A 26,886-nucleotide genomic window follows, 5' to 3' on the forward strand; every position below is an offset into this window, starting at 1 on the left:
GCCGCCGAGCGCGTTCACGGGGAAGCGAGGGCTCGGGTGGGCAACGACACCGTGCGGTCACCGGCGGCGGACGAGGCGGCCGGCCGGCGGTACGAGCAGCGCGGCTGGTACGTCTACGACTGGGCGTGTTCCGTGTACTCCACGAGCGTGCTCACCGTGTTCCTCGGCCCCTACCTGACCTCGGTCGCCGAGGCCGCCGCGGACGCGGACGGCTTCGTGCATCCGTTCGGCGTTCCGGTGCGCGCGGGGTCCTTCTTCGCGTACGCGGTCTCCCTGTCGGTGGTCATGGCGGTGCTCGCGATGCCGCTGGTGGGCGCCGCCGCGGACCGCACCGGCCGCAAGAAGCCGCTGCTCGCGGCCGCCGCCTACACCGGGGCCGCCGCGACGGCGTGCATGTTCTTCCTCGACGGCGAGCGGTACCTGCTGGGCGGTGCGCTGCTGATCGTGGCGAACGCGGCGCAGTCCGTGGCGATGATGCTCTACAACTCCTACCTGCCGCAGATCGCGACGCCCCAGGAGCGGGACGCGGTCTCCTCACGGGGCTGGGCCTTCGGCTACGCGGCGGGCGCCCTGGTGCTCGTCGCCAACCTGGTCCTCTACACCGCCCATGACGGTTTCGGGCTTTCCGAGGGCATGGCGGTCCGTGTCTGCCTGGCGTCGGCGGGCCTGTGGTGGGGCGCCTTCACCCTGGTGCCGCTGCGGCGGCTGCGCGACCGCCGCGCTCCCGCACGGGAGGCGGGCGCCCCGACCGGTTTCCGGCAGCTCGCGGCGACCCTCCGCGACATGCGCCGCCACCCTCTGACGCTCGCCTTCCTCCTGGCGTACCTGGTCTACAACGACGGCATCCAGACGGTGATCTCGCAGGCCTCGGTCTACGGCTCGAAGGAGCTGGGGCTCGGGCAGTCCACCCTCATCGTGGCCGTGCTGCTGGTCCAGGTACTGGCGGTGGTGGGCGCGCTGGCGCTGGGCCGGCTGGCCCGGGTCCACGGGGCGAAGCGCACGATCCTCGGCTCGCTGGCCGCCTGGACGGTGACGCTGGCCGCCGGCTATTTCCTGCCCGCCGGGGAGCCGGTGTGGTTCTTCGTCCTGGCCGCGGGGATCGGCCTGGTTCTCGGCGGCAGCCAGGCGCTGTCCCGGTCGCTGTTCTCGCACCTCGTACCTCCCGGCAAGGAGGCCGAGTACTTCTCGGCGTACGAGCTGAGCGACCGCGGGACGAGCTGGCTCGGGCCGCTGCTGTTCGGGCTGACCTACCAGCTGACGGGCAGCTACCGGGACGCGATCCTCTCGCTGGTGGCCTTCTTCGTCCTCGGTTTCGCGCTGCTCGCGCGGGTGCCGGTGCGCCGGGCGATCGCCCACGCGGGGAATCCCGTTCCGGAGAGGATTTAGCACTCGGCGCGAAAGGGCTGTAGTGTACGCGTTTGGCCTGCCAGGTGTACCGTTACTGCGCGTCAAAGATGCCGAAACGCTGTGTCATGTCTTTCATCAGATGTGACAAACCGGGCGCCGGTGGGTACTGCACTGGTTGACAAGGCTGCGGCTACAACGGCGACACATGGCCCGGAACGGGAATCTTTACCGCCGACCGGACGTTGACCGGATGACGACGACAGCGACACCTGTCCTGTGGGCGACAAGCCCGGGAGGCACGATTCATGAGTGAGCGAGCTCTTCGCGGCACGCGCCTCGTGGTGACCAGCTACGAGACGGACCGCGGCATCGACCTGGCCCCGCGCCAGGCCGTGGAGTACGCATGCGAGAAGGGGCACCGCTTTGAGATGCCCTTCTCGGTCGAGGCGGAGATCCCGCCGGAGTGGGAGTGCAAGGTCTGCGGTGCCCAGGCACTCCTGGTCGACGGCAACGGCCCTGAGGAGAAGAAGGCCAAGCCCGCGCGTACGCATTGGGACATGCTGATGGAGCGACGTACCCGAGAGGAACTCGAAGAGGTCCTCGAGGAGCGTCTCGCCGTTCTGCGCTCCGGTGCGATGAACATTGCGGTTCATCCCCGGGACAGCCGAAAGTCGGCTTGATCCCGGCGAAGGACCGACGGGAGAACTGAGCACAGCGGCACACAGGACCGGGGGCGTCGTACCAGTTGGTACGACGCCCCCGGTCCTGTGTGCGTTCGGCCGCCTGTCGGCGTCGTGGCGCCGCCCCCGTTCTCGGCGTCAGCGGGAGAGCGGGGGGCGGGGCTCCTGCGGGAAGTCGCCCGGTGCGGTCCCGGGCTCGTTCCGGATCACCTCGCCCTGGACGACCTTTCCGTCGGGCCGGTGCACACGCGCGTGCTGGAAGGCGTCCCCCAGCGGGCCCCGGGTGGCCTCGCGGAGCTTGCGCTCGAGGGTGCGCTCGGCATGGCGGCTCACGGCCTTCTGGACCGGGGGCACCAGCAGGAGCAGACCGACGGCGTCGGAGACCATGCCGGGAATGATCAGCAGCAGTCCGCCCAGCATCATCAGGCCGTTGCCCTCGCTGTTCGGCCGGGGCTCGGTCGGCATGCCGTTCTGCTGTTGCTGCAGCGTCTCGGTGAGCTTCTTGAAGGCGCGCCGGCCGGCGCGCTTGATGACCACCGAGCCGAGAAGGAGACCGGCCAGCAGTACCAGGAGCACCACCAGCCCGTTGGACGCCCCGGCGACGACCGTGAGCAGCCAGATCTCCAGCACCAGCCACGCGGCGACGCCGAGCGGCAGGAAAGTGCGCAGCCGGGAGCGCCGGGGCCGGGCGGGGTTCGGGGTCTGAGCACCAGTCGTCATGGTCCCAGTGTGCCGAACACCGGCTCAGTTCGGGATAAGCGGTGCCTCCCGCGACAACGGGCCACCGGGAACGCGCGGCACCGGGACGATCCGAGCGGCAGGCCGGCCTACGGCGTGACCTGTTCCGTGTGTCCGGACCTCTCCCCCTCCGCGTCCGTCGCCACCGGCCCGGCGGCCTGCTCGGCCCGCCCACCCCGCTTCGGCTGCCCGGCCCGCTTGTCGTCCTCGCGTCCGAGGACCTTGCCCACCCGCTCCCCCACGCCCCACGCCGTGACCCGCCACAGCGCCTCGACCAGGATGTCGCGACTCATCTTCGAATCGCCGTGTTCCCGCTCGACGAAGGTGATGGGCACCTCGACGACGTGGTAGCCGGCCTTGATCGCGCGACGGGCGAGGTCGACCTGGAAGCAGTAGCCCTGGGAAGCCACCTCGTCCAGACCGAGACCCTCCAGGGCCTCGCGACGGAACGCGCGGAAGCCGCCGGTGATGTCGCGCAGCGGCAGATCGAGCGCCATGCGCGAGTAGAGGCTGCCGCCGCGCGAGATGTACTCACGGGACTTCGGCCAGTTGACCACCCGGCCGCCGGGCACCCAGCGCGAACCGAGCACCAGGTCGGCGCCCTTGAGAGCGGTGAGCAGACGGGGCAGTTCCTCGGGCTGGTGGGAGCCGTCGGCGTCCATCTCGACGAGTACGCCGTAGCCGCGCTCCGCGCCCCAGCGGAAGCCCGCGAGGTAAGCGGCACCCAGGCCTTCCTTCCCCTTGCGGTGCAGCACCTGGACCTGGTCGTCCCCGGCGGCCAGGTCGTCGGCGAGCGTGCCGGTGCCGTCGGGGCTGTTGTCGTCGGCCACGAGGACGTCCGCCCCGGGGACGGCCTTGCGCACCCGGCCGACGATCGCCTTGATGTTCTCCGCCTCGTTGTAGGTCGGGATGATCACCAGGGTCTTGCCGAGCGGGCCGAAGGTCCTCCCCTGGGTCTCCGCCACGCGGGTCCCGTCGCCGTCGTTCACTGCAGCCCCTTCATCTCCTGTGCAGGGTCCCACCATAGTGGCCACGGCCGCCGACGATGCGTAAAAGGGCGTTCATACGGTGCTGTTGTTGCCGGACGATCGGACAGCGGTGCGCCGTTGTGCGCACATCGGATGGGGGCCCGGCGCCCTTCGGGCCGACCTGGGACCCGCTGGCTGCGAGTCGACCTGAAGCCGTTGTCTACTGAGCGACCGGGCCCCACCCGGGTCACACCTTCCGGTCGACCCGCCGGAACCTTCCCTCGGTGCCGCGCCGTCGCTGAGCCTGGCTCCCAGTGGCGATGGGCCGTACGGCACACCGTCCCTGACCCAGCGGCGCTGCCACGAGTGGGCGGAAGTCCCCGGTCGGGCGTCCGGTGGTGGACCCGGCCGAACCTACCGGCCTCCCGCCGCCTGTCAACATCCGCCCGATCTACGCAATGCGATTTTCATACCTGACCGGCGGGAGGACGTGCAGGTCGCGCGACGCGGGCGCGCCGCCGGGCGCGCCGCCGGGCGGCCCGCGTAGATCACTCGCCCGGCCGTACGAAGACCGTGCGTCCGCCGACCACCGTGCGCCGGCAGACGGGCAGGTCACCGCCCGGGGTCAGGTCCGGCAGGCCGGGGGTGCCGGAGCGGGGGTCGGTGGACCAGCGCGCCACCCGGTCGTCGGGCGCCTGCACCACGAGAGCGCCGGTGTGCCAGACCGCGTAGTCGGCGGGCGCGCCCGGCACCAGGACGCCCGCGTCGTCACGTCCGACCGCCCGCCAGCCGCCGCGCGTGTGGGCGGTGAACGCGGCCCGCACCGAGATGCGGTGCTCCGGCGTGCGGTGGAAGGCGGCGGCGCGGACGGTGCCCCACGGATCGAGGGGGGTGACCGGGCTGTCGGACCCGAAGGCGAGCGGGACACCGGCACGCAGCAGGGCCGCGAAGGGGTTCAGGGTGCGGGCCCGCGCCGCGCCCAGGCGCCGGGCGTACATGCCGTCCTCGCCGCCCCACAGGGCGTCGAAGGCGGGCTGGACGGAGGCGGTCAGGCCCAGTTCGGCGAAGGCGGCGGTGGTCCGGGGGACGAGCATTTCGGCGTGTTCGACACGGTGCCGGGCGGCCCGGACGCGGTCGAGGCCGACCTTCTCCGCGGCGGCGCGCACGCCCTCGGTCACCGCGGCGACGGCGGCGTCGCCGATGGCGTGGAAGCCCGCCTGAAGACCCGCCTCGGTGCAGTCGACGACATGGGCGGCGATCGCGGCGGCATCCAGCCGGCCGGTGCCGGTGTGGCCGGCATCGGCGTACGGGGCGTGCAGGCAGGCGGTGTGCGAGCCGAGGGCACCGTCGGCGAACAGGTCGCCCGCGGCACCGGCCGCGCCCAGTTCGCGCGCCTTGGCGACGTTCCGCTCGGCCCAGTAGCCGACGACGCGCGGGCCGGGACTCTCGGCGGCGAGCCGCAGCAGGCCGGTGAAGTCGTCCTCGGAGGAGATCTCCGGGCCGCCGCACTCGTGGACGGTGCCGATGCCGAGCGAGGCGGCACGCGCCAGCGCGGCGCGCTGGGCCTCGGTGCGCTGGGCGGGCGTGACGGCATCCAGGGCGGCGGCGCGTACGGCGTGATGGGCGTCGCCGGTGAGCGGTCCGTCCGGCCCGTCCTCCCCGGCCTGCCCACGATCGACGAGGGCGAGCAGCGCGGTGCTGACGACCGCGGAGTGGACGTCGATCCGGCTGAGGTAGAGAGGGCGCCCGCCGGTGGCCGCGTCGAGTTCGGCACGGGTCGGTGGACGGCCGCCGGACCAGCGGGCGGTGTCCCAGCCGTGCCCGAGCAGGACCCTGTCGGCCGGGCGGGCGGCGGCGAACTCCCGTACCCGGGCCAGCGCGGCCTCCAGTGAGGGCGCCTCGGACAGGTCGAGACCGGTGAGGGCCAGTCCGGTGGCCGTGGTGTGCACATGAGCGTCGGTGAACGCCGGGGTGACCAGCGCCCCGTCGAGGTCGATCACCTCGTCCACCCCGTCCGCGAAGGAGTCGGCGGCACCCTCGGAACCGACCCAGGCCACCTGGCCGCCCTCGACGACCATCGCGGTGGCGAAGGGGTCGGCGGGGCTGTGGACCTCTCCGCGGCGGAGCAGGACGGTGCGCGGCGGGTCCGTGGGCTGCGGGTCCGCGGACGGCGGGACGGTGCGTTCACTCATGCCCCACAGTCTCGCCCCTCGGTGGACCCGGCCCGCGCCCAGGGCCGCTGTTCACACCCTGGGCGCGCCGCGTACGCCCGCGCGCGCCGACGCTCCCGCGCGCGACGGTTTCAGACACGCGGCGGACGGGCCTCGTACGGTGTGGACAGGACCACGGTCGTCCGGGTGGAGACGCCCGCGAGCGAGCGCACGCGCGCCAGCAGTTCCTCCAGTTGGTGCGGGGTGGCCACGCGCACCTTGAGGATGTAGTTCTCGTCGCCCGCGACGCTGTGGCAGGCCTCGATCTCGGGCACGCCGGCGAGCCGGTCCGCGATGTCGTCGGGGGCGCTGGGGTCGAACGGTTTGACCGAGATGAAGGCGGTCATGGGCAGGCCGACGGCATCGGGGTCGACGACCGCGGCGTAGCCGCGGATGACGCCACGCTGTTCCAGTCTGCGCACCCGCTGGTGCACGGCCGACGTGGACAGGCCCGTGGCCTTGCCCAGGTCTGTGTAGCTCATCCGCCCGTCCTTGACGAGCAGCTGCACGATCTGTCGGTCCAGCTCCTCCATGGCGCAAGAACCTACAGTGCCGTCGATCTCGTCGGACACCCGAGCCGTCCAGGTCATGGCCGGTTCGTGACGGGCCGGGTGCCCGTCCCGGGCCGGGCGGGGTGACAAAGCCGTCGCAGGGGACACCTGCGACCGCGTGTGACGAACACCACAGCCTTCGAACGGTCTCCGTGATGCCCTCGTGATTACCCCTGACGGGGGACGGGAAGTGCTTGCTGTGGTCGAGGTCGCAGTGCCTTCACGACCCAGCCCGAGGGGGAGAACCCATGCAGAGCCTTAAGCGTCCCGGTCGCAGCACGTCCAAGCGGCAGCAGCCGGTCGTCGAACTCGTCCCGGAGTACGTCGATCCCGACGCGCTCGACGACGAACTCGACGCGTACGACACCTTCGAGATGTACCGGGTCGTGTGCCCGGACTGCGCTCAGCCCATCGCCCTGCTGGCGGACGAGGAGGTCCTGCCGGAACACGCGCTGTGCGCCACGCCGTGGAACCCGTTCGGGCTGACGGTCTGCGCCGGCACGGGCCGCAGCGCCGACGACGCGCGGCCGGCGGGCGAGTCCGCCACGCCCCAGGAGCAGGACACGGCGCTCCTGCTGACGCTCCCTCAGGGGCTCGACTGGCGCACCCAGCCGTTCTCTCACGTCGGGGGCCCGGCTTCGCGCCCGATGCGGGTCCCCGTCATACAGCGCCACGCGGCCTGAGCCGCCCGCGCGGTCCGGGCGGTCGGCGACCCGCCCGCTCGCTCCCGCGCTGCCCGGGTATGACGCCCCCACGCACGCGGTGACCGGGCGCCGGCACCTTGCCCTCGTCCCACCACCCGAACCACGGCCTGCACCGCAGGCCACGGCGCGCACCGCGGTCGCGGCGTTGTCCGTACCGCCACTCCACCGGCGCCGTCCCGGCTTCCGGACCCGCCGATCCACCGGGAGCCGACGCGGGCCCGGGCCGGCAAGGTCCGCCCGGGCGGCACGATCCGGAGTGGTCCCGGCTCGCGGCGCCCCGGCGGGGGCCCGGCCGGTTCAGCTCGTCTGCGGCCCCGCGAGATGGCGGGCGATGACCATGCGCTGGATCTGGTTCGTCCCCTCGACGATCTGCAGGACCTTGGCCTCGCGCATGTAGCGTTCGGCCGGGAAGTCCGCGGTGTAGCCGTAGCCGCCGAGGATCTGGACGGCGTCGGTGGTGACCCGCATCGCGGTGTCGGTGCAGTGCAGCTTCGCCATGGCCGCCTGCTTGGCGAACGGCCGCCCGGCGTCGCGCAGTCGGGCCGCCGCGAGGTACAGCGCGCGCCCGGCCTCGATCTGCGTGGCCATGTCCGCGAGCATGAACCGCAGCCCCTGGAAGTCGGCGATCGGCCGCCCGAACTGCCGTCGCCCGGACGCGTAACCGAGCGCCTCGTCGAGCGCCGCCTGTGCCAGACCGATCGCGCAGGCGGCGATGCCGAGCCGGCCACCGTCCAGCGCCGACAGGGCGATCGCGAAACCCTGGCCCTCCTCACCGATCCGCCGGCGGTCGGGGACCCGTACGCCGTCGAAGTGGACCTGCGCGGTGGGTGAGCCCTTCATGCCCATCTTCTTCTCCGGCACGGCGGCGCTCAGCCCTTCGGCGTCGCCGGGCACCAGGAACGCGGTGATCCCGCGGGGGCCGTCCTCACCGGTGCGGGCCATGACGGTGTAGAAGTCCGCGATGCCGCCGTGCGTGATCCACGCCTTGGTTCCGGTGAGCACCCAGTCCCCCCCGCTCTCGCGCACCGCTCTGGTGCGCAGGGAGGCCGCGTCCGACCCGGAGGCGGGTTCGGAGAGGCAGTAGGCGCCGAGCAGGCCGCCGCCGAGCATCGCCGGCAGGTGCTCGGCCTGCTGCTCCTTGGTGCCGTGGGTGGCGAGTGCGTAGCAGGCGAGGGTGTGCACGCTGACTCCGAGGCCGACGGTCAGCCGGGCCGCGGCGAGCTCCTCGAGGACCTGGAGGTAGACCTCGTACGGCTGCTCCCCGCCGCCGTACGCGGAGTCGTAGGGCAGGCCGAGCAGTCCGGATTCGGAGAGCAGGGTGAAGACCTCGTGCGGGAAGCGGGCCCCGTCCTCCTCCTTTGCCGCCTCCGGGGCGATCTCACGCTGCGCGATGTCGCGGACGAGCGAGATCAGGTCCCGTGCCTCGTCCGTGGGCAGTTGCCGGTCCACCGGCTGCGGGGCGTGGTCGGACATGGCGACGCTCTCCTCCCTGTTCGGGCACGTCGGCGGCTCTGCACCTCGGGTCGGGGGCGGCTCCGCCGGATCGTTCCGGGGCCTGGCCGAGGCATGCGCCTCCGGGTCTCGGAGACAGCCGGCCAGCCGCTGTGAGCTGTGAGTATGCCCGATCGAACAGTGCACGTCACTTGTTAACGACCGCTTACTCCAAGAATTTTCCGGACGCCAGGATTGGTCCGCACCATTGACCGCACCGGCCTGGTTCTCCTGCTGTTTCGCTCCACCGAAGCACCGCGTTCATGCCAAGCGGCTCATGTTCCCCCTGCCCCACGAGGAGACACACCGGATGCCGTCCCCCGCCGCCACCGCGCCCTGCGGGCGCTCGTGTCCGCGGCATGCGCCGTCGTGCTCGGCGCGCCGGACTGCTCGCCGGCGCGGGCGCCCCGACCGCCGGCGCGGCAGCCCCGGATCAGGAGGCCGCCGCAGGTTCCAAGGTCATCGGGTACTTCACCGAACGGGGCACCTACGACCGCGCCCACCACGTCGAGAACATCACGGCCTCGGGATCCGCGGACAGACGCACGCCTTCCGGGAGCCGAGCGGCGACACCGCGATCGGTGAGCCGACCGGCGCGGTCAGGCAACCGCGGGCGGGTGCGCGGGGGCGGAGGTTCCACGGGGTACTCCCGCCCCCGCGCGGTGCCCGGCGCGTCAGCCGTCGCGGCGGGCGGGCGCCGGGGCCGGGTGCGCGGGGTCCAGTTCCTCGATGGCCCGCATGGCTCCGCCGAGCGTCTTCACCAGCAGCTCGCACATGGTCGTGCGGGGCAGCCCCGGGCGGTCGATCCAGTCGAGGGTGGCGCCCTCGACGCTGCAGACCCAGGAGAGCAGGCCCATGCGCGCCACCGGCGTGATGTCGGCGGTCCCGTACGCGCCCTCGGCGATGGTCGCGACGATCGCCTCGCGCACCCCGTCCCGGACGGCGTGCACCTCGGCGTCGAAGCCGACGCCGCCGCTGACGATCGTGCGGTACGCGGCCTGGTTGTGCTCGGCGTAGCGCAGATAGCTGTCGACGGTGCGGTGCACCCGCTGGGCGGACGGCAGTTCGACACCGCCCGAGGCGAAGGTGACCAGGCCGGCGACCGAGTCCTGGATGATGGCGAGGTAGTAGCCCCGCTTGGAGTGGAAGTAGTAGTAGATCAGCCCCTTGGCGACATGCGCCTGACGTGCGATGTCGTCCATGGAGAGCGCGTCGTACGACGTGTCGGCGAACAGTTTCCGCCCGATGGCGATGAGTTCGGCACGGCGTGCCAGCGAGCGCTCGGTGCTGCGCGCTCCGGGGCGCACGGCAGATTGCTGACTGGTATTCAATCCTGACCTGGTTTCCTGCGGGGGGCGGGACATCCGCAGTATGGCAGGCCGGCCCTGGCGGCAGGCCGGAGCGGCCCGAAGCCGCAGCGGCCCGGGAGACAAAGGACTCCGAAGGTCAGAGGAGTCCGAGCTGCGTCACGAGCATCGCAACGACCACGACGAGGGTCCACCCCATGACGTGCTCGAGGATCTTCGGGCCGTCCTCCCGGGGGCCCCCGGTGCGGGTACCGGGGAGGACGGCAGGGGCGATGGCGGCGGCGTTCGCGGTCATGGCTTCTCGCTGGTCTCGGGGTCCGTGGACTCCCCCACGGCGCTGTCCACCTTGCCACCGTGAGCGGCTTTTACGGCCGAGAGCTTGGTCACACGGTACGCACGGGGCGGTGCGGCGGACCTCCGACGGCTGTCGGAGGTCCGGCGGGAGCCCGCCGCACGGACCGGTTCAGCGCACGCCGACGGCCGCGAGCGCCCGGCGCACGCGCGGGGTGGGGTGCGCCGGGAAGAAGAGGTAACAGACCCCGCCGGTGCCGGAGGCGACCTTGCCGGAGGCGTTGTACCGCTTGGTCCTGAGCCAGGCGTTCTCCCATTCGCGACGCCGGTAGACACGCCGGACGGACTCGTTGTCCGGGGAGGCGGGGTCGTTGGCGATGACGTCGCCGTCGGGCGTGAAGCCGGTCACGGCCATCAGGTGCCCGGCGGTGCCGTACCCCGCTCCGGTCAGCTCCTCCTCGAGGAAGGACTGGGACGTGATGGCCGGGATGCCCGCCGTGATCAGCGTCTCCAGGTCGGTCAGCGAGCCGAGCCGGGTGACGACTGCCTGAAGACCCTCGAAGGTGGCCGCGTAGGCGGCGTTGAACGGCCAGTTGCCGCAGCCCGCGTACTGGTGGTCGTAGGTGTGGCGGGCCGCGTGGCACACCTGCGGGTCGGTGTAGGACGGGTCGACCCAGGACAGCTGCTCCTCGGTGAGCCGGCCGCCCCAGTACTCGGCGACCATCTGCGAGGAGGCCGGACTGCACCAGGCCTCGCCGCCGTTGTCGTACTCCGGGTACCGGCCCTTGTGGAGCTCCTGCGAGTAGCGCGGGACGATCAGCTCCCGGGCCGCGCCGGGCGTGGACGCCGGGACCGTGAAGCGGTCGGGCACGTCGGAGCCCATCGCGCCGATCCGCCACACGGTCGGGGTGAGTTCCGTGCCGGGACGGCGGTGGAGGGTCAGCCGCAGCCGGTACGAGACCAGGCGCAGGCCCGAGGCCGCGTCGTCGACGGCGAGGGTGTCGGTCCAGACCGTGCTCCGGCCGTCGCTCTGGCCGTCCACCGAGGTGCGGAGGATGTCCTGGTCGCCGGCCGCCCAACGGCCCATCACGTACCAGGGCGTGTCGGTGCCGTCCGTGTACGTGCCCTGCAGCTCGGCCTGGATCCAGGTGCCGTCGGGGGTGCGCGCGTTCCAGGAGACGACGGCCTCCGTCGCCGGCACGGTGAGCCGGTGGACGGGCGAGGTCCAGGTCGCGTACTCCCAGGCGGCGGTCCGGCCGGTGTGCGGATCGGTGTGCTCGGTGGTGCCGGCCGCCTGCGCGATCACCAGGCCGGGGCGGACGCCCGCGACGGCGCGGGTGCCCTCGGCGCCGCCGGTGCGCCAGTCGCTGTACGAGGTCCAGGCCCGGTTGTCGACGTGGCGGGCCGCGGCCGCGTCGGGGTCCGTGGAGCCGCCTGCCGGGCCGGCGGGCCGGCCGGGTGCGGTGTGGGCGGACGCCGGGCCCGTGCTCGACACGACGGCGGCGACGACCGCTGCGGACAGGAGGGTTCTGCGGGAAGGCTGTTCGGCTCTGCTCATGGGTGAAGGGCCCCCAGGTGTCGGAGTCGGGCTCGGGGTCGGTGCGGGTCCGGTGCCCGGCGGGCCGGGCGGACCGCGTCCACCGGGTGGAGCGACGTCCGCCCACTATGGACGCACCGGGTGGGCCCCGCCAGCACCCCGGGTCGTGCCGCGCCGACCGTCATCGGCCTCGGCCCGCGGCAACCGGGTTGGCAGGCCGTCGGCTCCGGGGCGGCGGGCAGGTCCTAGAGTGGGACGCCGCCACCGCCTCTCCCCTCCCCGCTCCGACCGCCCCGCCTCACCCCGGAAACCAGCCATGCACGATCTCGTCTCCCGCATCCGCCGGCTCGGCCCCTCCTGTGGCCCGGTCCGGCTCGTCGGGGTCGACGGGCACGCCGGCTCGGGGAAGTCCACGTTCGCCGGGCGGCTGGCCGACGCGCTGGACGGCGCCCCCGTGCTGCGGCTCGACGACGTCGCCAGCCACGAGGAGCTCTTCGGCTGGACCGGGCGGCTGCTGAGTCAGGTGATCGGTCCGCTCGGCCGCGGCGAACAGGCGTCCTACGCCCCCTACGACTGGCGGGCCCATGACTTCGGGCCGCCGCGCCCGCTGCCGCCCGCCCCGGTGGTCGTCGTCGAGGGCGTCGGCGCGGGGCGGCGGGCGCTGCGGCCGTACCTGGCGCTGCTGCTGTGGATGGAACTGCCCGCGGAGGCCTCCTGGTCGCGAGGGCGGGCGCGGGACGGGGAGGAGCAGCGGGAGTTCTGGGACGGGTGGGTCGGGGCGGAACAGCGGCATTTCGCCGACGATCCGTCACGTCCCTTCGCCGATCTGCTGGTTCGGGAGTGCGGGAAGGGATATGAGGTGCTTCCCGGAGCTGCCGGGACCGCTGGCCCGAACCCGCCCCTCACACACGGTGACGGACCGTCCGCGGTGTGCTGAACGCGTGAAGACCCTCCGCCGGGCAGGCCGCCGGAGCGCCCCGGCGCCGCTTGACCGGGGGGCCGTACAGGTCTTACGTTCTCAACGTGCGGCCGTTCGGAGCCGCCCGCAGACGCGAAGCCCCCGGTTGTTCCCCCGTGATCGGGGGCTTCGTTCTGCCTTCCTCACCCCTTCCGGATGCCCAGCGGCACATGACGGTCACCCTCGGTCACGGCACGGTGGGGCGTTCCCCTTCCCGCGTCGTCCCGCTGCGGGTACCGCCCTCTACGGAGGTGACGGCGCCGCAGGTACGATGCCCTCGGTGCGACCTACGGACGCTGCTTCGCGCACCGTGCAACTCCGGTCCGCGGTACAGCGGTTCGCCCCAGGGCAGCCGGCGGGCGAGGGCCGGTGGGGCATACCGACGGGGCACGGTTTGTGAGGGACGTGATGGACTTCGGCACGCAGGGCCCGCAGGCCCCTGCCGACCTCGCCTGGCTGCGGGGCGTGGACGCCTACACGATGGGTGCCTATCCGCAGGCCGAGGAGGAGTTCCGGGCCGCGGTACGGATCGACCCGGGGATGGCGGACGGCTGGCTCGGGCTGCACGCGCTGCGCGTCGACACGACGGCCTCGCTGCTACGGATGTTCCGGCACCGGGACCGCTTCGGTGAACAGCGCGCGCGGCACCGCCGCACCCTCAACTCCTGGTACTGGCTCGGCTGGTGGGTGCAGCCGGTGCTGGAGAACCCGCGCGATCTGCTGCTCGCGCACGCCTCCCACTGGCTGGACGGCCGGCACGTCCCCGAACTGGACCGCGCGCTCGCCGGACTTCCTCCGGTGGACGCCGACCCGCAGGTCCGCTTCCTGCACGCCTGCCGCGCCTACCTGGTCAAGGACTGGGAGCAGTTGGTCCGGCACACCGACCCGCTGCACGGCGATCCGCTGCTCGGGATCGAGACAGGCCTGTTCGGCGGGATGGCCCGGGTACGTCTGGAGATGTACGGGCAGGCCGAGCCGCTGCTGTCGGCGGCCCTGATGCGCTGCCGCAGCGAGCAGCCGCAGCGCAAGGAGCTGCGCTACTGGCTGGCGCGCGCCCACGAGGGCACCGGCCGCAGCGCCGCCGCACTCCCCCTGTACCGGGCCGTGCACCGGGTCGATCCCGCCTTCATGGACACCTCGGCCCGGCTCGCCGCCATCGCCGAGGGGGACGGCTACGACGATTCGGCCGACCCCGGCGCGGTCTCGCCGGGCGGTGCGGGCGCGGATCTGCTGGACGGCCCGGACACCCTCGACCCGCTGTTCGACGCCGAGGGCCGCGATCTGATGCTGTCCGAGCAGGAGCCGCCGCCTCCGCCCCTGCCACCGGTCACGGGCCCTTCGGTGCGCGCGAGGGCCGGCGATCCTGTGACTCCGCTGCCCACGGGCCCCACCGATCCCGCCTTACTGGAGGAGGCGCTCGCCGAGCTGGAGCGCATGGTCGGGCTGGAACCGGTGAAGCGCCAGGTCAAGGCGTTGTCGGCACAGCTGAACATGGCGCGGCTGCGGGCCGGGCAGGGGCTGCCGGTGCAGCCGCCGAAACGGCACTTCGTCTTCTCCGGGCCGTCCGGCACCGGCAAGACCACGGTGGCCCGCATCCTGGGCCGGGTCTTCTACGCTCTCGGGCTGCTCGGCGGCGACCATCTCGTGGAGGCCCAGCGCGCCGATCTGGTCGGCGAGTACCTGGGCCAGACAGCGGTGAAGGCCAACGAGCTGATCGACTCGGCCCTCGGCGGGGTCCTCTTCGTCGACGAGGCGTACGCGCTCTCCAACTCCGGCTACGGCAAGGGCGACGCGTACGGCGACGAGGCGCTCCAGGTACTGCTGAAGCGGGCCGAGGACAACCGCGACCATCTGGTGGTCATACTGGCCGGTTACCCGGAGGGCATGGACCGCCTGCTGGGCGCCAACCCGGGCCTGTCGTCCCGTTTCACCACCCGCGTCGACTTCCCCTCCTACCGGCCCCTCGAACTCACCGCGATCGGCGAGGTACTGGCCGCCGAGAACGGCGACGCGTGGGACGAGGAGGCGCTGGACGAACTGCGGTCCATCGCCGGGCACGTGGTGGACCAGGGGTGGATCGACGAGCTGGGCAACGGGCGGTTCCTGCGGACGCTGTACGAGAAGAGCTGCGCGTACCGGGATCTGCGGCTGTCGGCGTACCCGGCGTATCCGGGCGCGCTGACCCGGGAGGACCTGGCGACGCTGCGGCTGCCGGATCTGATGCAGGCGTACGGGGAGGTCCTGTCCGGGCGAGGTCCGCAGGACCCGCCGACGGCGTGACGCCGTCGGCGGGTCCTGCGGCTGCGCTCCGTGCCCGGCCGGAGGCGTGCGGCGCACGACAACAAGGGCGCCGTCCGGCGGCAGTCCGGGGGCCGGCCGGCGCGTCAGAGCTGCCGCAGGACGATCCGTCCCTCCCCGGAGAAGGTCACGGGGACGCTTCGGGGCCGGTGGCCGTGGTCCGTGCCTCGGCGAGCACCCGCAGGGCCCGCGCGTCGGCGATGGCACGCTCCCTGGCGATGCCCGGCTGGATGCCGAGCACCGGCAGGCTGGTGCCGTCGCTGAGGTCGAGGAAGACCCAGGGGTCACCCGGGCGGAGGTTCACCCGAAGGATCTGGGCCCAGTCCAGGCGGCGCCGGGTCGTGATGTTGACGACGGTGACGCCCGTCTCGTCGGCGTCGACCTTCGGCCGGGCCAGCAGGACCAGGACTCCGGCCAGCAGGGCGGCGGTGAACACGAAGCTGAGGCGCTCGCCGGGGCTGAGCTGCTCCAGCAGCAGCGCGATCAGGGATATGGCCGCGAAGAGCCCGACGGCCGCGGCGAGCAGCACCGCGCGGGTGCGGCCCGGCCGGAAGGTGACGGGCAGGGAGGGCAGGTGACCCGACGGAGGGACCGGGGTGGCGTCCGGGGAGGGCTCGGGGGTGGCGTCCGGCATGGTGCGGCTCCGGGATCGGTCCGGGTCAGAGGCGGCAGGCGTGGATGGCCGTGGTGAGGATGGCACGGGCGCCGAGGTCGTAGAGGTCGTCCATGATCCGCTGGGCCTCCTTGGAGGGGACCATGGCGCGGACGGCGACCCAGCCCTCGTTGTGCAGCGGGGACACGGTCGGGGACTCCAGACCGGGGGTCAGCGCGACGGCCTTCTCCAGCTGCTCGACCCGGCAGTCGTAGTCCATCATCACGTAGGTACGGGCGACGAGGACGCCCTGGAGGCGCCGCAGGAACTGGCCCACCTTGGACTCGACGGTGCCGTCGTCCCCGGTGCCGGTGCGGCGGATGACGACGGCCTCGGAGGTCATGATCGGTTCGCCGACGACCTCCAGGCCCGCGTTGCGCAGGGAGGTGCCGGTCTCGACCACGTCCGCGATGACCTCGGCGACACCGAGTTCGATGGCGGTCTCGACGGCACCGTCGAGGTGGACCACGGAGGCGTCGATGCCCTGCTCGGTGAGGTACCGCGCGACGATGCCCTCGTAGGAGGTGGCGACCGTGCTGCCGTTCAGGTCCGCAACGCTCCTGGCGGCGCTGGGCTTGGCGGCGAAGCGGAAGGTGGAGCGGGCGAAGCCGAGGGGCAGGATCTCCTCCGCCTCGGCACCGGAGTCGATCAGGAGGTCGCGGCCGGTGATGCCGATGTCGAGGCGGCCGGACGAGACGTAGATGGCGATGTCGCGGGGGCGGAGGTAGAAGAACTCGACCTCGTTGACCGGGTCGACGATCCGCAGTTCCTTCGACTCCCGGCGCTGCTGGTAGCCGGCCTCATGCAGCATCTCCGCCGCAGGGCCTGCCAGTGAACCCTTGTTGGGGAGTGCGATGCGCAGCATGAGGTCGGCTTCCTTTGCGGTGTGACGGTGTGACGGTGTACCGGTGGTCAGGGGGGCAGGGAGTGCCCGCGCTCACAGGTGGGCGTAGACGTCGTCGAGGGAGATGCCTCGGGCGACCATCATCACCTGGACGTGGTAGAGCAGCTGCGAGATCTCCTCGGCGGCCGCTTCCTTGCCCTCGTGCTCGGCGGCCATCCAGACCTCGGCGGCCTCCTCGACGACCTTCTTGCCGATGGCATGGACGCCCTTCTCCACCAGTTCGGCGGTACGGGAGGTGGCGGGGTCGCCGTGCGCGGCCTTGTGCTGGAGCTCGGTGAAGAGCTCCTCGAACGTCTTCTTGGACATGGTGGTCCTTACCCTACGCGGTGCCGGGGGCTGCTCACCGCCAGGGTTCGGATACCGAACGCAGTGTGGCCGCGGTCGCCACCGCCGCCGTGACGGCCTCGTGTCCCTTGTCCTCGGTGGAGCCGGGCAGTCCGGCGCGGTCCAGCGCCTGTTCCTCGGTGTCGCAGGTGAGCAGGCCGAAGCCGACGGGCACGCCGGTGTCGGTGCTGACCTGGGTGAGGCCCTGGGTGACGCCCTGGCACACGTACTCGAAGTGGGGTGTGCCGCCCCGGACGACGACTCCGAGGGCGACGATCGCGTCGTAGCCGCGTCCGGCGAGGACCTTGGCGACGACCGGGAGTTCCCAGCTGCCGGGGACCCGGAGCAGGGTCGGCTCGTCGATGCCGAGGTCGTGCAGGGCGCGCAGGGCGCCGTCGACCAGTCCGTCCATCACCTTCTCGTGCCACTGTGCCGCGACGACGGCGACGCGGAGGTCCCCCACGTCACGTACGGCCAGTTCCGGTGCACCCTTGCCGCTCACATCTCTCCTCGGTGGTTCTCGGCCGGCCGCCGCGGGCCGGCTCTCCTGCGGGTCGTCGCGGTCACTGTCTGCCGCGGGCGGGTACGGTCACTGGTTGCCGCAGGCGGGCACGGTCGGCGTGTCCAGCCAGGGCAGGTCGTGGCCCATCCGGTCGCGCTTGGTGCGCAGGTAACGGATGTTGTGCTCGCCCGCGGCGACGGGCATCGGCTCGCGGCCGGTGACCTCGATGCCGTACCGGACGAGTGCCCGGGACTTGTCGGGGTTGTTGGTCAGCAGACGGACACCGCGCACCCCGAGGTCGGCGAGTATCCGCGCTCCGGCGGCGTAGTCGCGGGCGTCGGCGGGCAGGCCGAGTTCGAGGTTGGCGTCCAGGGTGTCGCGTCCGCGTTCCTGGAGTTCGTAGGCGCGCAGCTTGGACATCAGGCCGATGCCCCGCCCTTCGTGCCCGCGCAGGTAGACGAGGACGCCGCGGTCCTCCGCCTGGATCCGGTCCAGCGAGGCGTCCAGCTGGGGACCGCAGTCGCAGCGCTGGGAGCCGAAGATGTCGCCGGTGAGGCATTCGGAGTGGACGCGTACCAGGACGTCCCGGCCGTCGCCGATGTCTCCGTGGACGAGGGCGACGTGTTCGACGCCGTCGACGGTGGAGCGGTAGCCGTAGGCGGTGAACACGCCGCGGGAGGTGGGCAGCCGGACCTCGGCCTCGCGGCGGACGGCGGGCTCGGAGCTGCGGCGGTAGGCGATCAGGTCCTCGATGGAGATGATCGTCAGGCCGTGTTTGCGGGCGAACGGGATCAGTTCGGGCAGGCGCAGCATCCGGCCGTCCTCGCCGGCGATCTCGACGATGGCGCCGGCCGGGCGCAGTCCCGCGAGACGGGCGAGGTCGACGGCGGCCTCGGTGTGGCCGTCGCGTTCGAGCACGCCGCCGGAGCGGGCACGCAGCGGGAAGACGTGGCCGGGGCGGACGAAGTCGGCGGGTTCGGCGGCGCCGCCCGCGAGCAGTTGGAGCGTGGTGGCCCGGTCGGCGGCCGAGATGCCGGTGCTCACGCCGTGGGCCGCGGAGGCGTCGACGGAGACGGTGAACGCCGTCTTCATCGACTCGGTGTTGTCCTCGACCATCTGCGGGAGGCGGAGCCGGTCCAGTTCGTCGCTCTCCATGGGGGCGCAGATCAGTCCGCGGCATTCGCTCATCATGAAGGCGACGATCTCGGGGGTCGCCTTCTCCGCGGCCACGACGAGGTCGCCCTCGTTCTCGCGGTCCTCGTCGTCGACGACCACGATGGGGCGGCCGGCCGCGATGTCGGCGATGGCCTGTTCGACCGGGTCGAGCATGGGGCTCTCGAACTCCTCGGTGCGGTAAAGGATCGGTGCCGTGCTCATGCCGGCGCTCCTTCCATTGCGGGGCGCGCGTCCCTGCGGGAGCGCAGCCACCAGTCGCGCAGTCCCCACAGGACCAGTGCGCCGTAGACGACGTAGACGAAGCCGGAGAAGGCGAAGCCGTTGGCGAAGTTCAGCGGTACGCCGACGAGGTCGACCAACAGCCAGGCGAACCAGAACTCGACCATGCCGCGGGCCTGGGCGTACATGGCGACGATGGTGCCGACGAAGATGTACGCGTCCGGCCAGGGGTCCCAGGACAGGGACGGGAAGGCGGTGAACAGGCCGCCGACGGCGAGGGTGCCGACGGCCGCGAGGCCGGCCAGCGCGCCGCGCTCGCGCCAGGTGGCGAACCGCACCGCGATGGAGCCGTCCTGCGCCTGCTGCCGGCCGCGGTTCCACTGCCAGAAGCCCCAGGCGGCGACGGCCATGACGACGATCTGCTTGCCCGCGCTGCCGGAGAGATGGGCGGTGGCGAAGGCCGTGAAGAGGATGAGGCCCGAGACGAACTGGGCGGGCCAGGTCCAGATGGAGCGCCGCCAGCCGAGAGCCAGGGCTGTCAGTCCGATCACGTTGCCGATCATGTCCGACCACTTGATGTGCTGGTCGAAGAGGGTGAAGGCCTCCGAGTTCAGCCAGTTCACCGCACGGCCCCCTCACCGGCGGTACCGTCACCGGCGGCCGGGGCGCCGCCGACCGGAACCCCCGTCGCGCGGTCGCCGATCATCCGCTCGACGTATTTGGCGATGACGTCCACCTCGAGGTTGACCGGGTCGCCGCTCCGCTTGAGCCCGAGGGTGGTCAGGGCGAGGGTGGTGGGGATCAGGCTGACGGTGAAGAAGTCCTGCCCGGCGTCGACGACGGTGAGGCTGACGCCGTCGACCGTGACGGAACCCTTCTCCACCACGTAGCGGGAGAGTTCGGCGGGCAGGGAGATCCTGACGACCTCCCAGTTCTCGGACGGCTCGCGCTCCAGGATCCGGCCGGTGCCGTCGACGTGCCCCTGCACGATGTGGCCGCCGAGACGGGCACCCAGGGCCATGGGGCGTTCGAGGTTCACGCGGGAGCCGACGGCGAGGGCGCCGAGGCTGGAGCGGTTCAGGGTCTCGGCCATGACGTCCGCGGTGAACTCGTCGCCCTCGTGGTCCACGACAGTGAGGCAGACGCCGTTGACGGCGATCGAGTCGCCGTGCTTCGCGCCTTCGGTGACGACGGGGCCGCGCAGCCGGAAGCGACAAGCGTCGTCGAGCGTCTCGACGGCGGTGATCTCGCCCAGTTCTTCGACGATTCCGGTGAACACTTCCCGGGTCCTCCTGCCTCTTCGGGCGCGGACTCCGGGGCTGCCGACGACGGCAGAACAACGGACGGAGGCACCGGGAGCGACGCCGGACGGAGCCCGCCACGAGGACGGACCGGTACGGCGGCGCGCATGGTTGCCCGCCCGCCGCGCACTGCCTCCCATCCGGACTTTAACCGTCGGTCCAGGAATTCCACCTGGTCAACCGGCCACTGGAAGCGGCCGGGTCGCGGACTGTAACCGCCGGTTCGGACTTTCACCGACCCCGGAGTGCGCTGCTGGTGATACAGGGCCAGTCTGCCACGCACGCCCGTCGTCCATGCGGGCAACGGATGTGGGGTGGCTCACAGGCGATGACACCGCGTCCCGTCACCGCGGGACGGGACGCGGGGAGGCGGTCCGCCATCGGGTCCGCGACCGCTCGGCAGCCGTCCGCCTTCGCGCCCTTGTGCGCCATCGGGTGCCACCGGAGCGCTCCCGAACGCTCCCCGTGACTGGTCCATACCTATTGACGGACTGGTCTAGTCCTCTTAGCGTCTGCTTCAGCCTCCCCAGAGACCGGCCCGGCGGCGGTGACGACGGCCCTTGCCCGCCGCCGGGCCTCACCACCGCGTCCGACGCCCCCGCCGGGCCCGGCAGGACGGGCCCGTGCCACGTTCCCGGGGGCGGTTCCGTCCCTCCTCTGATGAACTTGACGAAGGCGCGCCGGCAGGAGTGCCGGCGTCCGACGCCGCATCCGAGGAGCTGAACGGCATGACCACGATCCTGGTGACCGGCGGTACGGGAACCCTCGGCCGGCACGTCGTCGGGCGGCTGCGGACGGGCGCGCAGGAGGTGCGGGTGCTCAGCCGGCACTCCCAGCCGTACGCCGTCGACCTGCGCCGGGGCGGCAGCACGCTGGACACGGCCGTCACGGGGGTGGACACGATCGTCCACTGCGCGAGCACCCCGCGCGGCGGCGACGAGGCGGCGGCGAGGAACCTCCTGGCGGCGGCGCGGCGGGCCGGGGTGGGGCACCTCGTCTACATCTCGATCACAGGGGTCGACCAGGTGCCGTTCGGCTATTACCGCGCCAAGTCGGCGGTGGAGCGGCTGACCGAGGAATCGGGGCTCGGCTGGACCGTGCTGCGTACGACCCGGTTCCACGACCTGGTGTTCACGCTCCTCCGGCACCTGAGCAGGGCTCCGGTGCTGCTGCTGCCGGCCCGCGTGAAGGACCAGCCGATCGGGGTGTCCGAGGTCGCGGACCGTCTGGCGGAGCTGGCCCGGGGCGGGCCCGCGGGGCGCGTCACGGACATGGGCGGGCCGGAGGTGCGCACGTTCGAGTCCCTGGCGCGCTCCTACCTGGAGGCCGCGGGCCGCCGCCGCGCGGTGCTCAAGGTCCCCCTCCGGGGCGCGGCGTACCGCGCCTTCCGGGCCGGCGGCCATCTCGCCCGGGAGCACGCGGTGGGCAAGGTCACCTTCGAGGATTTCCCGGCGGCGCGGGCGGAGCGGGCACGCGCGGGCGGGTGAGCGCGCGCCGGGTGGAGTGAGCCGCCGCGGGCGCCGGGGCCCGGGGAGACGGTGCGCGGTGCCGAGCGGGCCCGTCCGGGGGCGGCCGGTCAGTGGGCGTGTCCCTGCGCGGCCGGGCCGAAGAGTTCATCCTGGGCGTGGCCGCGGGCCGTCAGGAGGGCGCCGCGCAGAACCGCGCCGCCCCCCAGCGCGCTCGCCCGTACCTCGGTGGGCAGCGGCGACATCCGGGCCGTCCGTTCCTGTACGCGGGCGGCGAGCTCCTCCCCGCCCGCCCGGCCGATCTCCCCGCCGAGCACCACGCACCCGGGATCCAGCAGCGCGGCCACCGACGCGACCCCCACGGCGATGCGGCCGGCGAGGGCGTCGAGGAAGCGCGCGGCCGCCGGGCCCTGTTCCTCCCGTGCCCGCGCGGTGGCCGCCCGTACCGCGCCCGCCGCCGCCGGGTGCACGTCCGGCTCGGCCACGATCCCGTACTCCCCCGCCAGTTCCGCGACCGCCGCCGACGACGCGAGGGAATGGAAGCCGCCGCCGCAGTCCGTGGCCGACGGCAGGCCGGGCGTACCCGGGACCGGCAGGAAGCCGATTTCCCCCATGCCTCCGGAGGCACCCCGGCGCAGGGCACCGTCCAGGACGACGGCCGCGCCGGTGCCGTGACCGAGCCACAGCAGGACGAAGGTGTCGCGGTCGCGGGCGGCCCCGTCGCGCTGCTCGGCCAGGGCGGCGAGGTTGGTCTCGTTCTCGAGGCTGACCCGCGCCCCGGGCAGCCGCTCCTGAAGCGCGGCGGCCAGTCGGCGGTGCCATTCCGGCAGCCCTTCGGAGTCGCGCAGTTCCCCGCTCGCGGGGTCGACCAGCCCGGGGGCGCCGACCCCGACGGTGTGCAGCCGGTCGGCGCCCGCCTCCTTCGCCGTCCGCTCGACCAGGGTCACCGCCCGCTCCACGGCGGGCCCGGTCCCGGTGTCCACCGTGATCGGCGCCGAGGCCTCGGCCAGGACCGTGCCGACGAGGTCGGACACGACCACGGCGACGCCCTCGGTCCGTACGTCGAGTGCGGCCAGGTGCGCCCGGTCGGCGACGATCCCGTACAGCTTCGCGTTCGGCCCTCGCCGTTGTTCCCCGGCCTCCCCGACCACGGTGATCAGCCCGGCTGCGGTCAGCCGCTCGGCGAGGTCGGCGACGGTCGGCCGGGAGAGCCCGGTCAGCTGCTTCAGCTGCCCGGCCGTCAGCGGGCCTTCCTGCTGGAGCAGACGCAGGGCGAGCCGGTCGTTGATGGCTCGGGCGGTGCTCGGGGATGCGGCCATGGCGTGATCCTTCCAGATCGGCGGAGGTCGACGGCGGACGGCGGCAGGACCGGGCAGGAGTGAGGGCCGACGGAGATCCCCTTATCTTTCAGGCAGGGACCCTGATAGTTTACGCGACGCGTCAGGGATGCCTTGGGCGACCGGGAGGGGCGGGACCATGAGTGCAGAGGTGTACGGGCAGCGGGAGGTGCGGCGGGCGCGGTACGCCGTGGGGGCGGTCTTCGCCGTGCACGGCGCGGTCACGGGCTCGTTCGCCACCCGCGTGCCGTGGATCCAGGACCATGCCGGTGTGGGCGCCGGGCAGTTGGGGATCGCGCTCGCCTTCCCCGCAATCGGCGCGTCGGTCGCGATGCCGCTGGCGGGGCGCGTCAGCCACCGCTTCGGCGCCCGCGCCGCGCTGCGCGGGCTGATCGCCCTGTGGACGCTCGCGCTCGTCCTGCCGTCCGTCGCCCCGAACCTGCTCACCCTCTGCCTGGCCCTGTTCGTCTACGGCGCCACGGCCGGCATGTCCGACGTGGCGATGAACGCCCTGGGCGTGGAGGTGGAGAACCGGCTCGACCGGTCGATCATGTCCGGGCTGCACGGCATGTGGAGCGCCGGCGCCCTGATCGGTTCGGCGGCCGGCACGCTCGCCGCGCACCTCGGCACGGACGCCCGGCTGCATCACACGCTCGCGGCAGGTGTCCTGACGGTGGTGGGCGTCGCCGCCGCCGGCCACGTCCTCGATCTGCGGTCCGCCGTGGACGGGGAACCGCCCCCGAGGTTCGCGCTGCCGCCCCGCTCCGCGCTGCTGATCGGCGCGATCGGCTTCTGCGCGGTCTTCGCGGAGGGCGCGAGCCTCGACTGGTCGGCGGTCTACCTGCGCGACCGGTTGGAGGCCTCGGCCGGTCTCGCGGCGGCCTGCACCACCGGTTTCACGCTCACCATGGCGGTCGCCCGGATCGCCGGGGACCGGGTGGTGGACCGCTACGGCGCGGTGCGCACGGTCCGGGCGAGCGGTGTGGTCGCCGTCTGCGGCGGACTGCTGATCATCCTCGCGCAGCACCCCGCGGCGGCGATGGCCGGGTTCGCGCTGATGGGTCTGGGTATCGCGGTGGTGGTACCGCTGTGCTTCGCCGCGGCCGGCCGCAGCGGCAGCAACCCGAGCCTCGCCATCGCGGGCGTCGCGACCATCACGTACACCTCGGGGCTGATCGCTCCGAGCGCGATCGGGCTGCTCGCCCAGGCGACCAGTCTGATGGTGTCGTTCGTCCTGGTCACGGTGTTGTCGTGCGGTCTGGCCGGCTTGGCCGGTGTGCTGCGTGCCGGGGACCGGGTGAGGATCACCCGGCCGGACGCGGCGGTTCCCGGCCCCCGGGCATGAGGTTCTCCCGGGCCCGAAGACCTCACGGACCGTCCCGCCGGACTCCCGCCCCGGGAGCGCGGGACCGGGCCGTGCCGGCGGGCCCGGCCGCATCGGAGCCGGCCGCACGGCCCGGTCCGCGGCCGCCCGCGTGGACGAGGCATCCCTGACCAGCCCTCACAATGGTCCGGACACGCTGCACGAACGGCGAAAGCGACAGCTCATGGATCTCGGCGTCCGCTGGACACTGCACGGCGACGGACGCACACCGGCCCCCGGTGCGGTGGTCCGTCCCGACGAACGGCTCTCGTGGCCCCGCACCGCGGGACTGGGCGCCCAGCACGTCGTCGCGATGTTCGGGGCGTCCTTCGTCGCACCGGTCCTGATGGGTCTGGACCCCAATCTCGCGATCATGATGTCGGGCGTCGCGACCATCGTCTTCCTGCTGGCCACGCGCGGCCGGGTGCCCAGCTATCTGGGCTGCTCGCTGTCCTTCGTCGGCGTCGCCGCGGTCATCCGGGCCCAGGGCGGGTCGAGCGCCACCGTCACCGGCGCGGTGTTCGTGGTCGGGGCCGCGCTGTTCCTGGTGGGGCTCGCGGTGCGGCACTTCGGGGCGCGGATCATCCATGCCGCGATGCCCCCGATCGTCACCGGCGCGGTGGTGATGCTGATCGGCTTCAACCTGGCGCCGGTGACGGCCGCCACCTACTGGCCGCAGGACCAGTGGACCGCCCTGTTCGTGATGCTGTTCACCGGCCTGGCGGTGGTGTGTCTGCGCGGTTTCTGGTCCCGCATCGCGATCTTCCTCGGGCTGGTCTTCGGGTACGTCCTCTCCTGGGGCCTGGACCGGGTCTTCGGGCAGATCCACTCCGCGGACGCGAGCGGTGGGACCACCGACCACTGGCGGCTGGACCTGTCGGGCGTCGGCCAGGCCGACTGGATCGGCCTGCCCACCCTGCACGGCCCGTCGTTCGAGTGGTCGGCGATCCTGGTCGCCCTGCCGGTCGTCATCGCGCTGATCGCCGAGAACGCCGGGCACGTCAAGGCCGTCGGCGAGATGACCGGCGACAACCTCGACGACAAGCTGGGCACGGCCATCTCCGCCGACGGCGTCGGCTCCATGCTCTCCACCGCCGTCGGCGGCCCGCCCAACACCACGTACTCCGAGAACATCGGCGTCATGGCGGCGACCCGTGTCTACTCGACCGCCGCGTACTGGGCGGCCGCGGGATTCGCGCTGCTGTTCGGCCTCTGCCCGAAGTTCGGCGCGGTCGTGGCGGCCGTTCCCGGGGGCGTGCTCGGCGGCATCACCGTCATCCTGTACGGCATGATCGGCCTGCTCGGCGCCCAGATCTGGATCAATGCCAAGGTGGACCTGCGCAATCCGCTGAACCTGGTGCCGGCCGCCGCGGGCATCATCATCGGCGTCGGCAACGTCACGATGGAGTTCACCGACACCTTCTCGCTCAGCGGCATCGCGCTCGGCACGCTCGTCGTCATCACGGGCTACCACGCACTGCGCGCCTTCGCGCCCGCCCGCCTCAAGACGCAGGAGCCGCTGCTCGACGAGGGCACCTCGTCCTACGACACGGGCGACGGCGAGGCGGAGGGCGGAAGCGGTCGGCGCGCCAAGTCGTAGGCGTACGACGGGTGAAGGTGCCCGGCGCTCCCTTGCAGCCGTCCGACTCCCCCGGCAGCTCGGCCCACAGGCAGGCGCCGGTCCCGGCCTCCTGGGCACGCGGACCTGACACCGTACTGCTCCCCCTCCCCCACGACGGGCGCGTTACCCCGTTCCGGGGAAGCGTCGGGCCCGCCACCACGGGCACCACGGCAAAGGTGCGACTCTGCGCTCATGTCGCGATGCGAGCAAGTCCACACCCCCGTAGGCACGGTCGTCTCCCGCATGCGCGCCCTCGACTCCGCCCTGCCCCGCCGGGACGGGATCGCGGTCTTCAACCGGGTCTACCTCACGGTGACGACGGAGGCCGACCGGCGTATCGACGCGGGTCCGCCGGCGGACGACGGGGCGGCGGTCACCCTGAACGTGGTGTTCGCCGAACGCTATCTGGCCGCCGTCCGGGCGGTGTCCGAGGGGCGCCGCCCGCCGGCCTGCTGGCGTCCGCTGTTCCAGTTCCGCCACCATCCCGGCGTACGTCCGCTGCAGTTCGCGCTGGCGGGCATCAATGCGCACATCGGTCATGATCTGGCGCTCGCCGTCGTGGACGCCTGCCGTACGCTCGGCTGCGGACCCGCCCGGCTGGAGGACGAGTTCGAGCAGGTGGGCGACCTGTTGGTCTCGCTGGAGGAGCGCATCCGCGAGGACCTGATGCCGGGTCCCGATGTTCTCCAGCTCGCCGACCCGCTCACCCATCTGGCCGGCGCGTGGAGCCTGGACCGCGCCCGGGACGCGGCGTGGACGGCGGCCCGCGCGCTGTGGGCGCTGCGCGGGCTGCCGGACGTCACCGAGGAGTTCACCGAACGCCTGGACACGGCCGTGGGCTTCGCAGGGCGCATGCTGCTCACACCGCTGCCGGGCTGAGCGGGAACCGCGGCCGGGCGGTCACCACGACCGCCGTGCGTCCCGGCCCGTCGCCGCGCTCC

General features: G+C 72.8%; 25 protein-coding genes, 1 pseudogene and 1 riboswitch. Of the genes and pseudogenes, 10 read left to right on the forward strand and 16 right to left on the reverse strand.

Annotation, left to right across the window (positions count from 1 at the left end):
• Window positions 1–36 precede the first annotated feature (36 nt).
• Together TU30_RS25240 and TU30_RS25245 are read left to right on the forward strand one after the other, a co-directional pair.
• Window positions 37–1,386: an MFS transporter gene (locus TU30_RS25240; RefSeq protein WP_042173982.1), complete on the forward strand. Its 1,350-nt coding sequence runs from the start codon at window positions 37–39 to the stop codon at window positions 1,384–1,386.
• Window positions 1,387–1,652: 266 nt separating this feature from the next.
• Window positions 1,653–2,027, forward strand: a complete 375-nt coding sequence (locus TU30_RS25245) for an RNA polymerase-binding protein RbpA (protein ID WP_042173984.1) — start codon at window positions 1,653–1,655, stop codon at window positions 2,025–2,027.
• A gap of 138 nt (window positions 2,028–2,165) precedes the next feature.
• On the opposite strand, the gene fxsA is transcribed toward TU30_RS25245, so the two are convergent.
• The 4 genes from fxsA to TU30_RS25265 form a co-directional block, all read right to left on the reverse strand.
• Window positions 2,166–2,747: an FxsA family membrane protein gene (fxsA, locus tag TU30_RS25250; RefSeq protein ID WP_042173986.1), complete on the reverse strand. Its 582-nt coding sequence runs from the start codon at window positions 2,745–2,747 to the stop codon at window positions 2,166–2,168.
• A gap of 107 nt (window positions 2,748–2,854) precedes the next feature.
• Window positions 2,855–3,754, reverse strand: coding sequence for a polyprenol monophosphomannose synthase (locus TU30_RS25255; protein WP_042173988.1), 900 nt, complete (start codon window positions 3,752–3,754; stop codon window positions 2,855–2,857).
• Between the two features lie 527 nt (window positions 3,755–4,281).
• Complete coding sequence (locus TU30_RS25260) at window positions 4,282–5,925, reverse strand: amidohydrolase (RefSeq protein ID WP_042173990.1); 1,644 nt, start codon at window positions 5,923–5,925, stop codon at window positions 4,282–4,284.
• A gap of 110 nt (window positions 5,926–6,035) precedes the next feature.
• Window positions 6,036–6,476 (reverse strand): Lrp/AsnC family transcriptional regulator, encoded by a 441-nt coding sequence (locus TU30_RS25265; RefSeq protein WP_042173992.1) that lies wholly within the window; start codon window positions 6,474–6,476, stop codon window positions 6,036–6,038.
• A 266-nt stretch (window positions 6,477–6,742) separates the two neighbouring features.
• Here TU30_RS25265 and TU30_RS25270 point away from each other — a divergent pair, with 266 nt between their 5' ends.
• A complete protein-coding gene (locus tag TU30_RS25270) occupies window positions 6,743–7,177 on the forward strand; it encodes a hypothetical protein (RefSeq protein WP_042173994.1) in 435 nt (144 codons plus the stop codon).
• 318 nt (window positions 7,178–7,495) lie between these two features.
• On the opposite strand, the gene TU30_RS25275 is transcribed toward TU30_RS25270, so the two are convergent.
• The gene (locus tag TU30_RS25275; protein ID WP_042173996.1) at window positions 7,496–8,671 is read right to left on the reverse strand and encodes an acyl-CoA dehydrogenase family protein; all 1,176 of its coding nucleotides are present in this window, start codon (window positions 8,669–8,671) and stop codon (window positions 7,496–7,498) included.
• A 354-nt stretch (window positions 8,672–9,025) separates the two neighbouring features.
• Between TU30_RS25275 and TU30_RS37635 the strand changes: the two are divergent.
• Window positions 9,026–9,237, forward strand: a pseudogene (locus TU30_RS37635) (chitinase); the annotation flags it as partial.
• 126 nt (window positions 9,238–9,363) lie between these two features.
• Here the strand turns inward: TU30_RS37635 and TU30_RS25280 are convergent.
• From TU30_RS25280 to TU30_RS25285, 3 genes are all read right to left on the reverse strand, one after another.
• Window positions 9,364–10,020: a TetR/AcrR family transcriptional regulator gene (locus tag TU30_RS25280; protein ID WP_042173997.1), complete on the reverse strand. Its 657-nt coding sequence runs from the start codon at window positions 10,018–10,020 to the stop codon at window positions 9,364–9,366.
• A 115-nt stretch (window positions 10,021–10,135) separates the two neighbouring features.
• Window positions 10,136–10,291 (reverse strand): SCO1431 family membrane protein, encoded by a 156-nt coding sequence (locus TU30_RS35630; RefSeq protein WP_107068569.1) that lies wholly within the window; start codon window positions 10,289–10,291, stop codon window positions 10,136–10,138.
• A 168-nt stretch (window positions 10,292–10,459) separates the two neighbouring features.
• Window positions 10,460–11,845, reverse strand: a complete 1,386-nt coding sequence (locus TU30_RS25285) for a peptidase C39 family protein (RefSeq protein ID WP_042173999.1) — start codon at window positions 11,843–11,845, stop codon at window positions 10,460–10,462.
• Window positions 11,846–12,140: 295 nt separating this feature from the next.
• Between TU30_RS25285 and TU30_RS36150 the strand changes: the two genes are divergently transcribed.
• A complete protein-coding gene (locus TU30_RS36150; protein WP_042174001.1) occupies window positions 12,141–12,761 on the forward strand; it encodes a hypothetical protein in 621 nt (206 codons plus the stop codon).
• 429 nt (window positions 12,762–13,190) lie between these two features.
• On the forward strand, window positions 13,191–15,062 hold the full coding sequence (locus tag TU30_RS25295) for an AAA family ATPase (RefSeq protein ID WP_042174003.1): 1,872 nt from the start codon (window positions 13,191–13,193) through the stop codon (window positions 15,060–15,062).
• A 145-nt stretch (window positions 15,063–15,207) separates the two neighbouring features.
• Here the strand turns inward: TU30_RS25295 and TU30_RS25300 are convergent, their stop codons facing one another.
• From TU30_RS25300 to TU30_RS25330, 7 genes are all read right to left on the reverse strand, one after another.
• Window positions 15,208–15,714 (reverse strand): PH domain-containing protein, encoded by a 507-nt coding sequence (locus TU30_RS25300; protein ID WP_078878508.1) that lies wholly within the window; start codon window positions 15,712–15,714, stop codon window positions 15,208–15,210.
• Between the two features lie 25 nt (window positions 15,715–15,739).
• A complete protein-coding gene (gene hisG / locus TU30_RS25305; RefSeq protein ID WP_042174005.1) occupies window positions 15,740–16,597 on the reverse strand; it encodes an ATP phosphoribosyltransferase in 858 nt (285 codons plus the stop codon).
• Window positions 16,598–16,669: 72 nt separating this feature from the next.
• Entirely contained in the window at window positions 16,670–16,942 is a 273-nt protein-coding gene (locus TU30_RS25310) for a phosphoribosyl-ATP diphosphatase (protein ID WP_010046365.1), read from the reverse strand.
• Between the two features lie 34 nt (window positions 16,943–16,976).
• Window positions 16,977–17,462 carry a 6,7-dimethyl-8-ribityllumazine synthase gene (ribH, locus tag TU30_RS25315; RefSeq protein WP_042174008.1) on the reverse strand — a complete coding sequence of 162 codons (486 nt, stop codon included), beginning with the start codon at window positions 17,460–17,462 and terminating at the stop codon, window positions 16,977–16,979.
• A gap of 87 nt (window positions 17,463–17,549) precedes the next feature.
• Entirely contained in the window at window positions 17,550–18,839 is a 1,290-nt protein-coding gene (locus tag TU30_RS25320) for a bifunctional 3,4-dihydroxy-2-butanone-4-phosphate synthase/GTP cyclohydrolase II (protein WP_042174010.1), read from the reverse strand.
• Window positions 18,836–19,480, reverse strand: coding sequence for a nicotinamide mononucleotide transporter family protein (locus tag TU30_RS25325; RefSeq protein ID WP_042174012.1), 645 nt, complete (start codon window positions 19,478–19,480; stop codon window positions 18,836–18,838). The genes TU30_RS25320 and TU30_RS25325 overlap by 4 nt, the downstream gene beginning before the upstream one ends.
• On the reverse strand, window positions 19,477–20,136 hold the full coding sequence (locus TU30_RS25330; RefSeq protein WP_234307987.1) for a riboflavin synthase: 660 nt from the start codon (window positions 20,134–20,136) through the stop codon (window positions 19,477–19,479). Before TU30_RS25330 ends, TU30_RS25325 begins: the two co-directional genes overlap by 4 nt.
• A gap of 144 nt (window positions 20,137–20,280) precedes the next feature.
• Window positions 20,281–20,411, reverse strand: a riboswitch (FMN riboswitch).
• Between the two features lie 475 nt (window positions 20,412–20,886).
• On the opposite strand from TU30_RS25330, the gene TU30_RS25335 reads away from it, so the two are divergent.
• Entirely contained in the window at window positions 20,887–21,645 is a 759-nt protein-coding gene (locus tag TU30_RS25335) for an SDR family oxidoreductase (RefSeq protein WP_042174163.1), read from the forward strand.
• A gap of 89 nt (window positions 21,646–21,734) precedes the next feature.
• Here TU30_RS25335 and TU30_RS25340 read toward each other — a convergent pair whose 3' ends face one another.
• The gene (locus TU30_RS25340) at window positions 21,735–22,943 is read right to left on the reverse strand and encodes an ROK family transcriptional regulator (RefSeq protein ID WP_042174014.1); all 1,209 of its coding nucleotides are present in this window, start codon (window positions 22,941–22,943) and stop codon (window positions 21,735–21,737) included.
• A gap of 157 nt (window positions 22,944–23,100) precedes the next feature.
• Between TU30_RS25340 and TU30_RS25345 the strand changes: the two genes are divergently transcribed.
• The 3 genes from TU30_RS25345 (at window position 23,101) to TU30_RS25355 (ending at window position 26,824) form a co-directional block, all read left to right on the forward strand.
• On the forward strand, window positions 23,101–24,306 hold the full coding sequence (locus tag TU30_RS25345; RefSeq protein WP_042174016.1) for an MFS transporter: 1,206 nt from the start codon (window positions 23,101–23,103) through the stop codon (window positions 24,304–24,306).
• A gap of 202 nt (window positions 24,307–24,508) precedes the next feature.
• Window positions 24,509–25,924, forward strand: a complete 1,416-nt coding sequence (locus TU30_RS25350; RefSeq protein WP_042174018.1) for a uracil-xanthine permease family protein — start codon at window positions 24,509–24,511, stop codon at window positions 25,922–25,924.
• 213 nt (window positions 25,925–26,137) lie between these two features.
• Entirely contained in the window at window positions 26,138–26,824 is a 687-nt protein-coding gene (locus tag TU30_RS25355) for a DUF5995 family protein (protein WP_042174020.1), read from the forward strand.
• Window positions 26,825–26,886 lie beyond the last annotated feature (62 nt).

The sequence above is a fragment of the Streptomyces sp. NBRC 110035 genome, from assembly GCF_000829695.1.
GTDB lineage: Bacteria > Actinomycetota > Actinomycetes > Streptomycetales > Streptomycetaceae > Streptomyces.

Excerpts from the sequence above, each read along its gene's own strand:
- TU30_RS25335 (WP_042174163.1), top strand. The coding sequence starts at position 20,887 with ATGACCACGATCCTGGTGACCGGCGGTACGGGAACCCTCGGCCGGCAC.
- TU30_RS25265 (WP_042173992.1), bottom strand. The coding sequence starts at position 6,476 with ATGGAGGAGCTGGACCGACAGATCGTGCAGCTGCTCGTCAAGGACGGG.
- TU30_RS25355 (WP_042174020.1), top strand. The coding sequence starts at position 26,138 with ATGTCGCGATGCGAGCAAGTCCACACCCCCGTAGGCACGGTCGTCTCC.
- TU30_RS25345 (WP_042174016.1), top strand. The coding sequence starts at position 23,101 with ATGAGTGCAGAGGTGTACGGGCAGCGGGAGGTGCGGCGGGCGCGGTAC.
- TU30_RS36150 (WP_042174001.1), top strand. The coding sequence starts at position 12,141 with ATGCACGATCTCGTCTCCCGCATCCGCCGGCTCGGCCCCTCCTGTGGC.
- TU30_RS25285 (WP_042173999.1), bottom strand. The coding sequence starts at position 11,845 with ATGAGCAGAGCCGAACAGCCTTCCCGCAGAACCCTCCTGTCCGCAGCG.
- TU30_RS25270 (WP_042173994.1), top strand. The coding sequence starts at position 6,743 with ATGCAGAGCCTTAAGCGTCCCGGTCGCAGCACGTCCAAGCGGCAGCAG.
- TU30_RS25320 (WP_042174010.1), bottom strand. The coding sequence starts at position 18,839 with ATGAGCACGGCACCGATCCTTTACCGCACCGAGGAGTTCGAGAGCCCC.
- TU30_RS25275 (WP_042173996.1), bottom strand. The coding sequence starts at position 8,671 with ATGTCCGACCACGCCCCGCAGCCGGTGGACCGGCAACTGCCCACGGAC.
- TU30_RS25340 (WP_042174014.1), bottom strand. The coding sequence starts at position 22,943 with ATGGCCGCATCCCCGAGCACCGCCCGAGCCATCAACGACCGGCTCGCC.
- TU30_RS35630 (WP_107068569.1), bottom strand. The coding sequence starts at position 10,291 with ATGACCGCGAACGCCGCCGCCATCGCCCCTGCCGTCCTCCCCGGTACC.
- TU30_RS25310 (WP_010046365.1), bottom strand. The coding sequence starts at position 16,942 with ATGTCCAAGAAGACGTTCGAGGAGCTCTTCACCGAGCTCCAGCACAAG.
- TU30_RS25245 (WP_042173984.1), top strand. The coding sequence starts at position 1,653 with ATGAGTGAGCGAGCTCTTCGCGGCACGCGCCTCGTGGTGACCAGCTAC.
- TU30_RS25295 (WP_042174003.1), top strand. The coding sequence starts at position 13,191 with ATGGACTTCGGCACGCAGGGCCCGCAGGCCCCTGCCGACCTCGCCTGG.
- fxsA (WP_042173986.1), bottom strand. The coding sequence starts at position 2,747 with ATGACGACTGGTGCTCAGACCCCGAACCCCGCCCGGCCCCGGCGCTCC.
- hisG (WP_042174005.1), bottom strand. The coding sequence starts at position 16,597 with ATGCTGCGCATCGCACTCCCCAACAAGGGTTCACTGGCAGGCCCTGCG.
- TU30_RS25350 (WP_042174018.1), top strand. The coding sequence starts at position 24,509 with ATGGATCTCGGCGTCCGCTGGACACTGCACGGCGACGGACGCACACCG.
- TU30_RS25300 (WP_078878508.1), bottom strand. The coding sequence starts at position 15,714 with ATGCCGGACGCCACCCCCGAGCCCTCCCCGGACGCCACCCCGGTCCCT.
- TU30_RS25260 (WP_042173990.1), bottom strand. The coding sequence starts at position 5,925 with ATGAGTGAACGCACCGTCCCGCCGTCCGCGGACCCGCAGCCCACGGAC.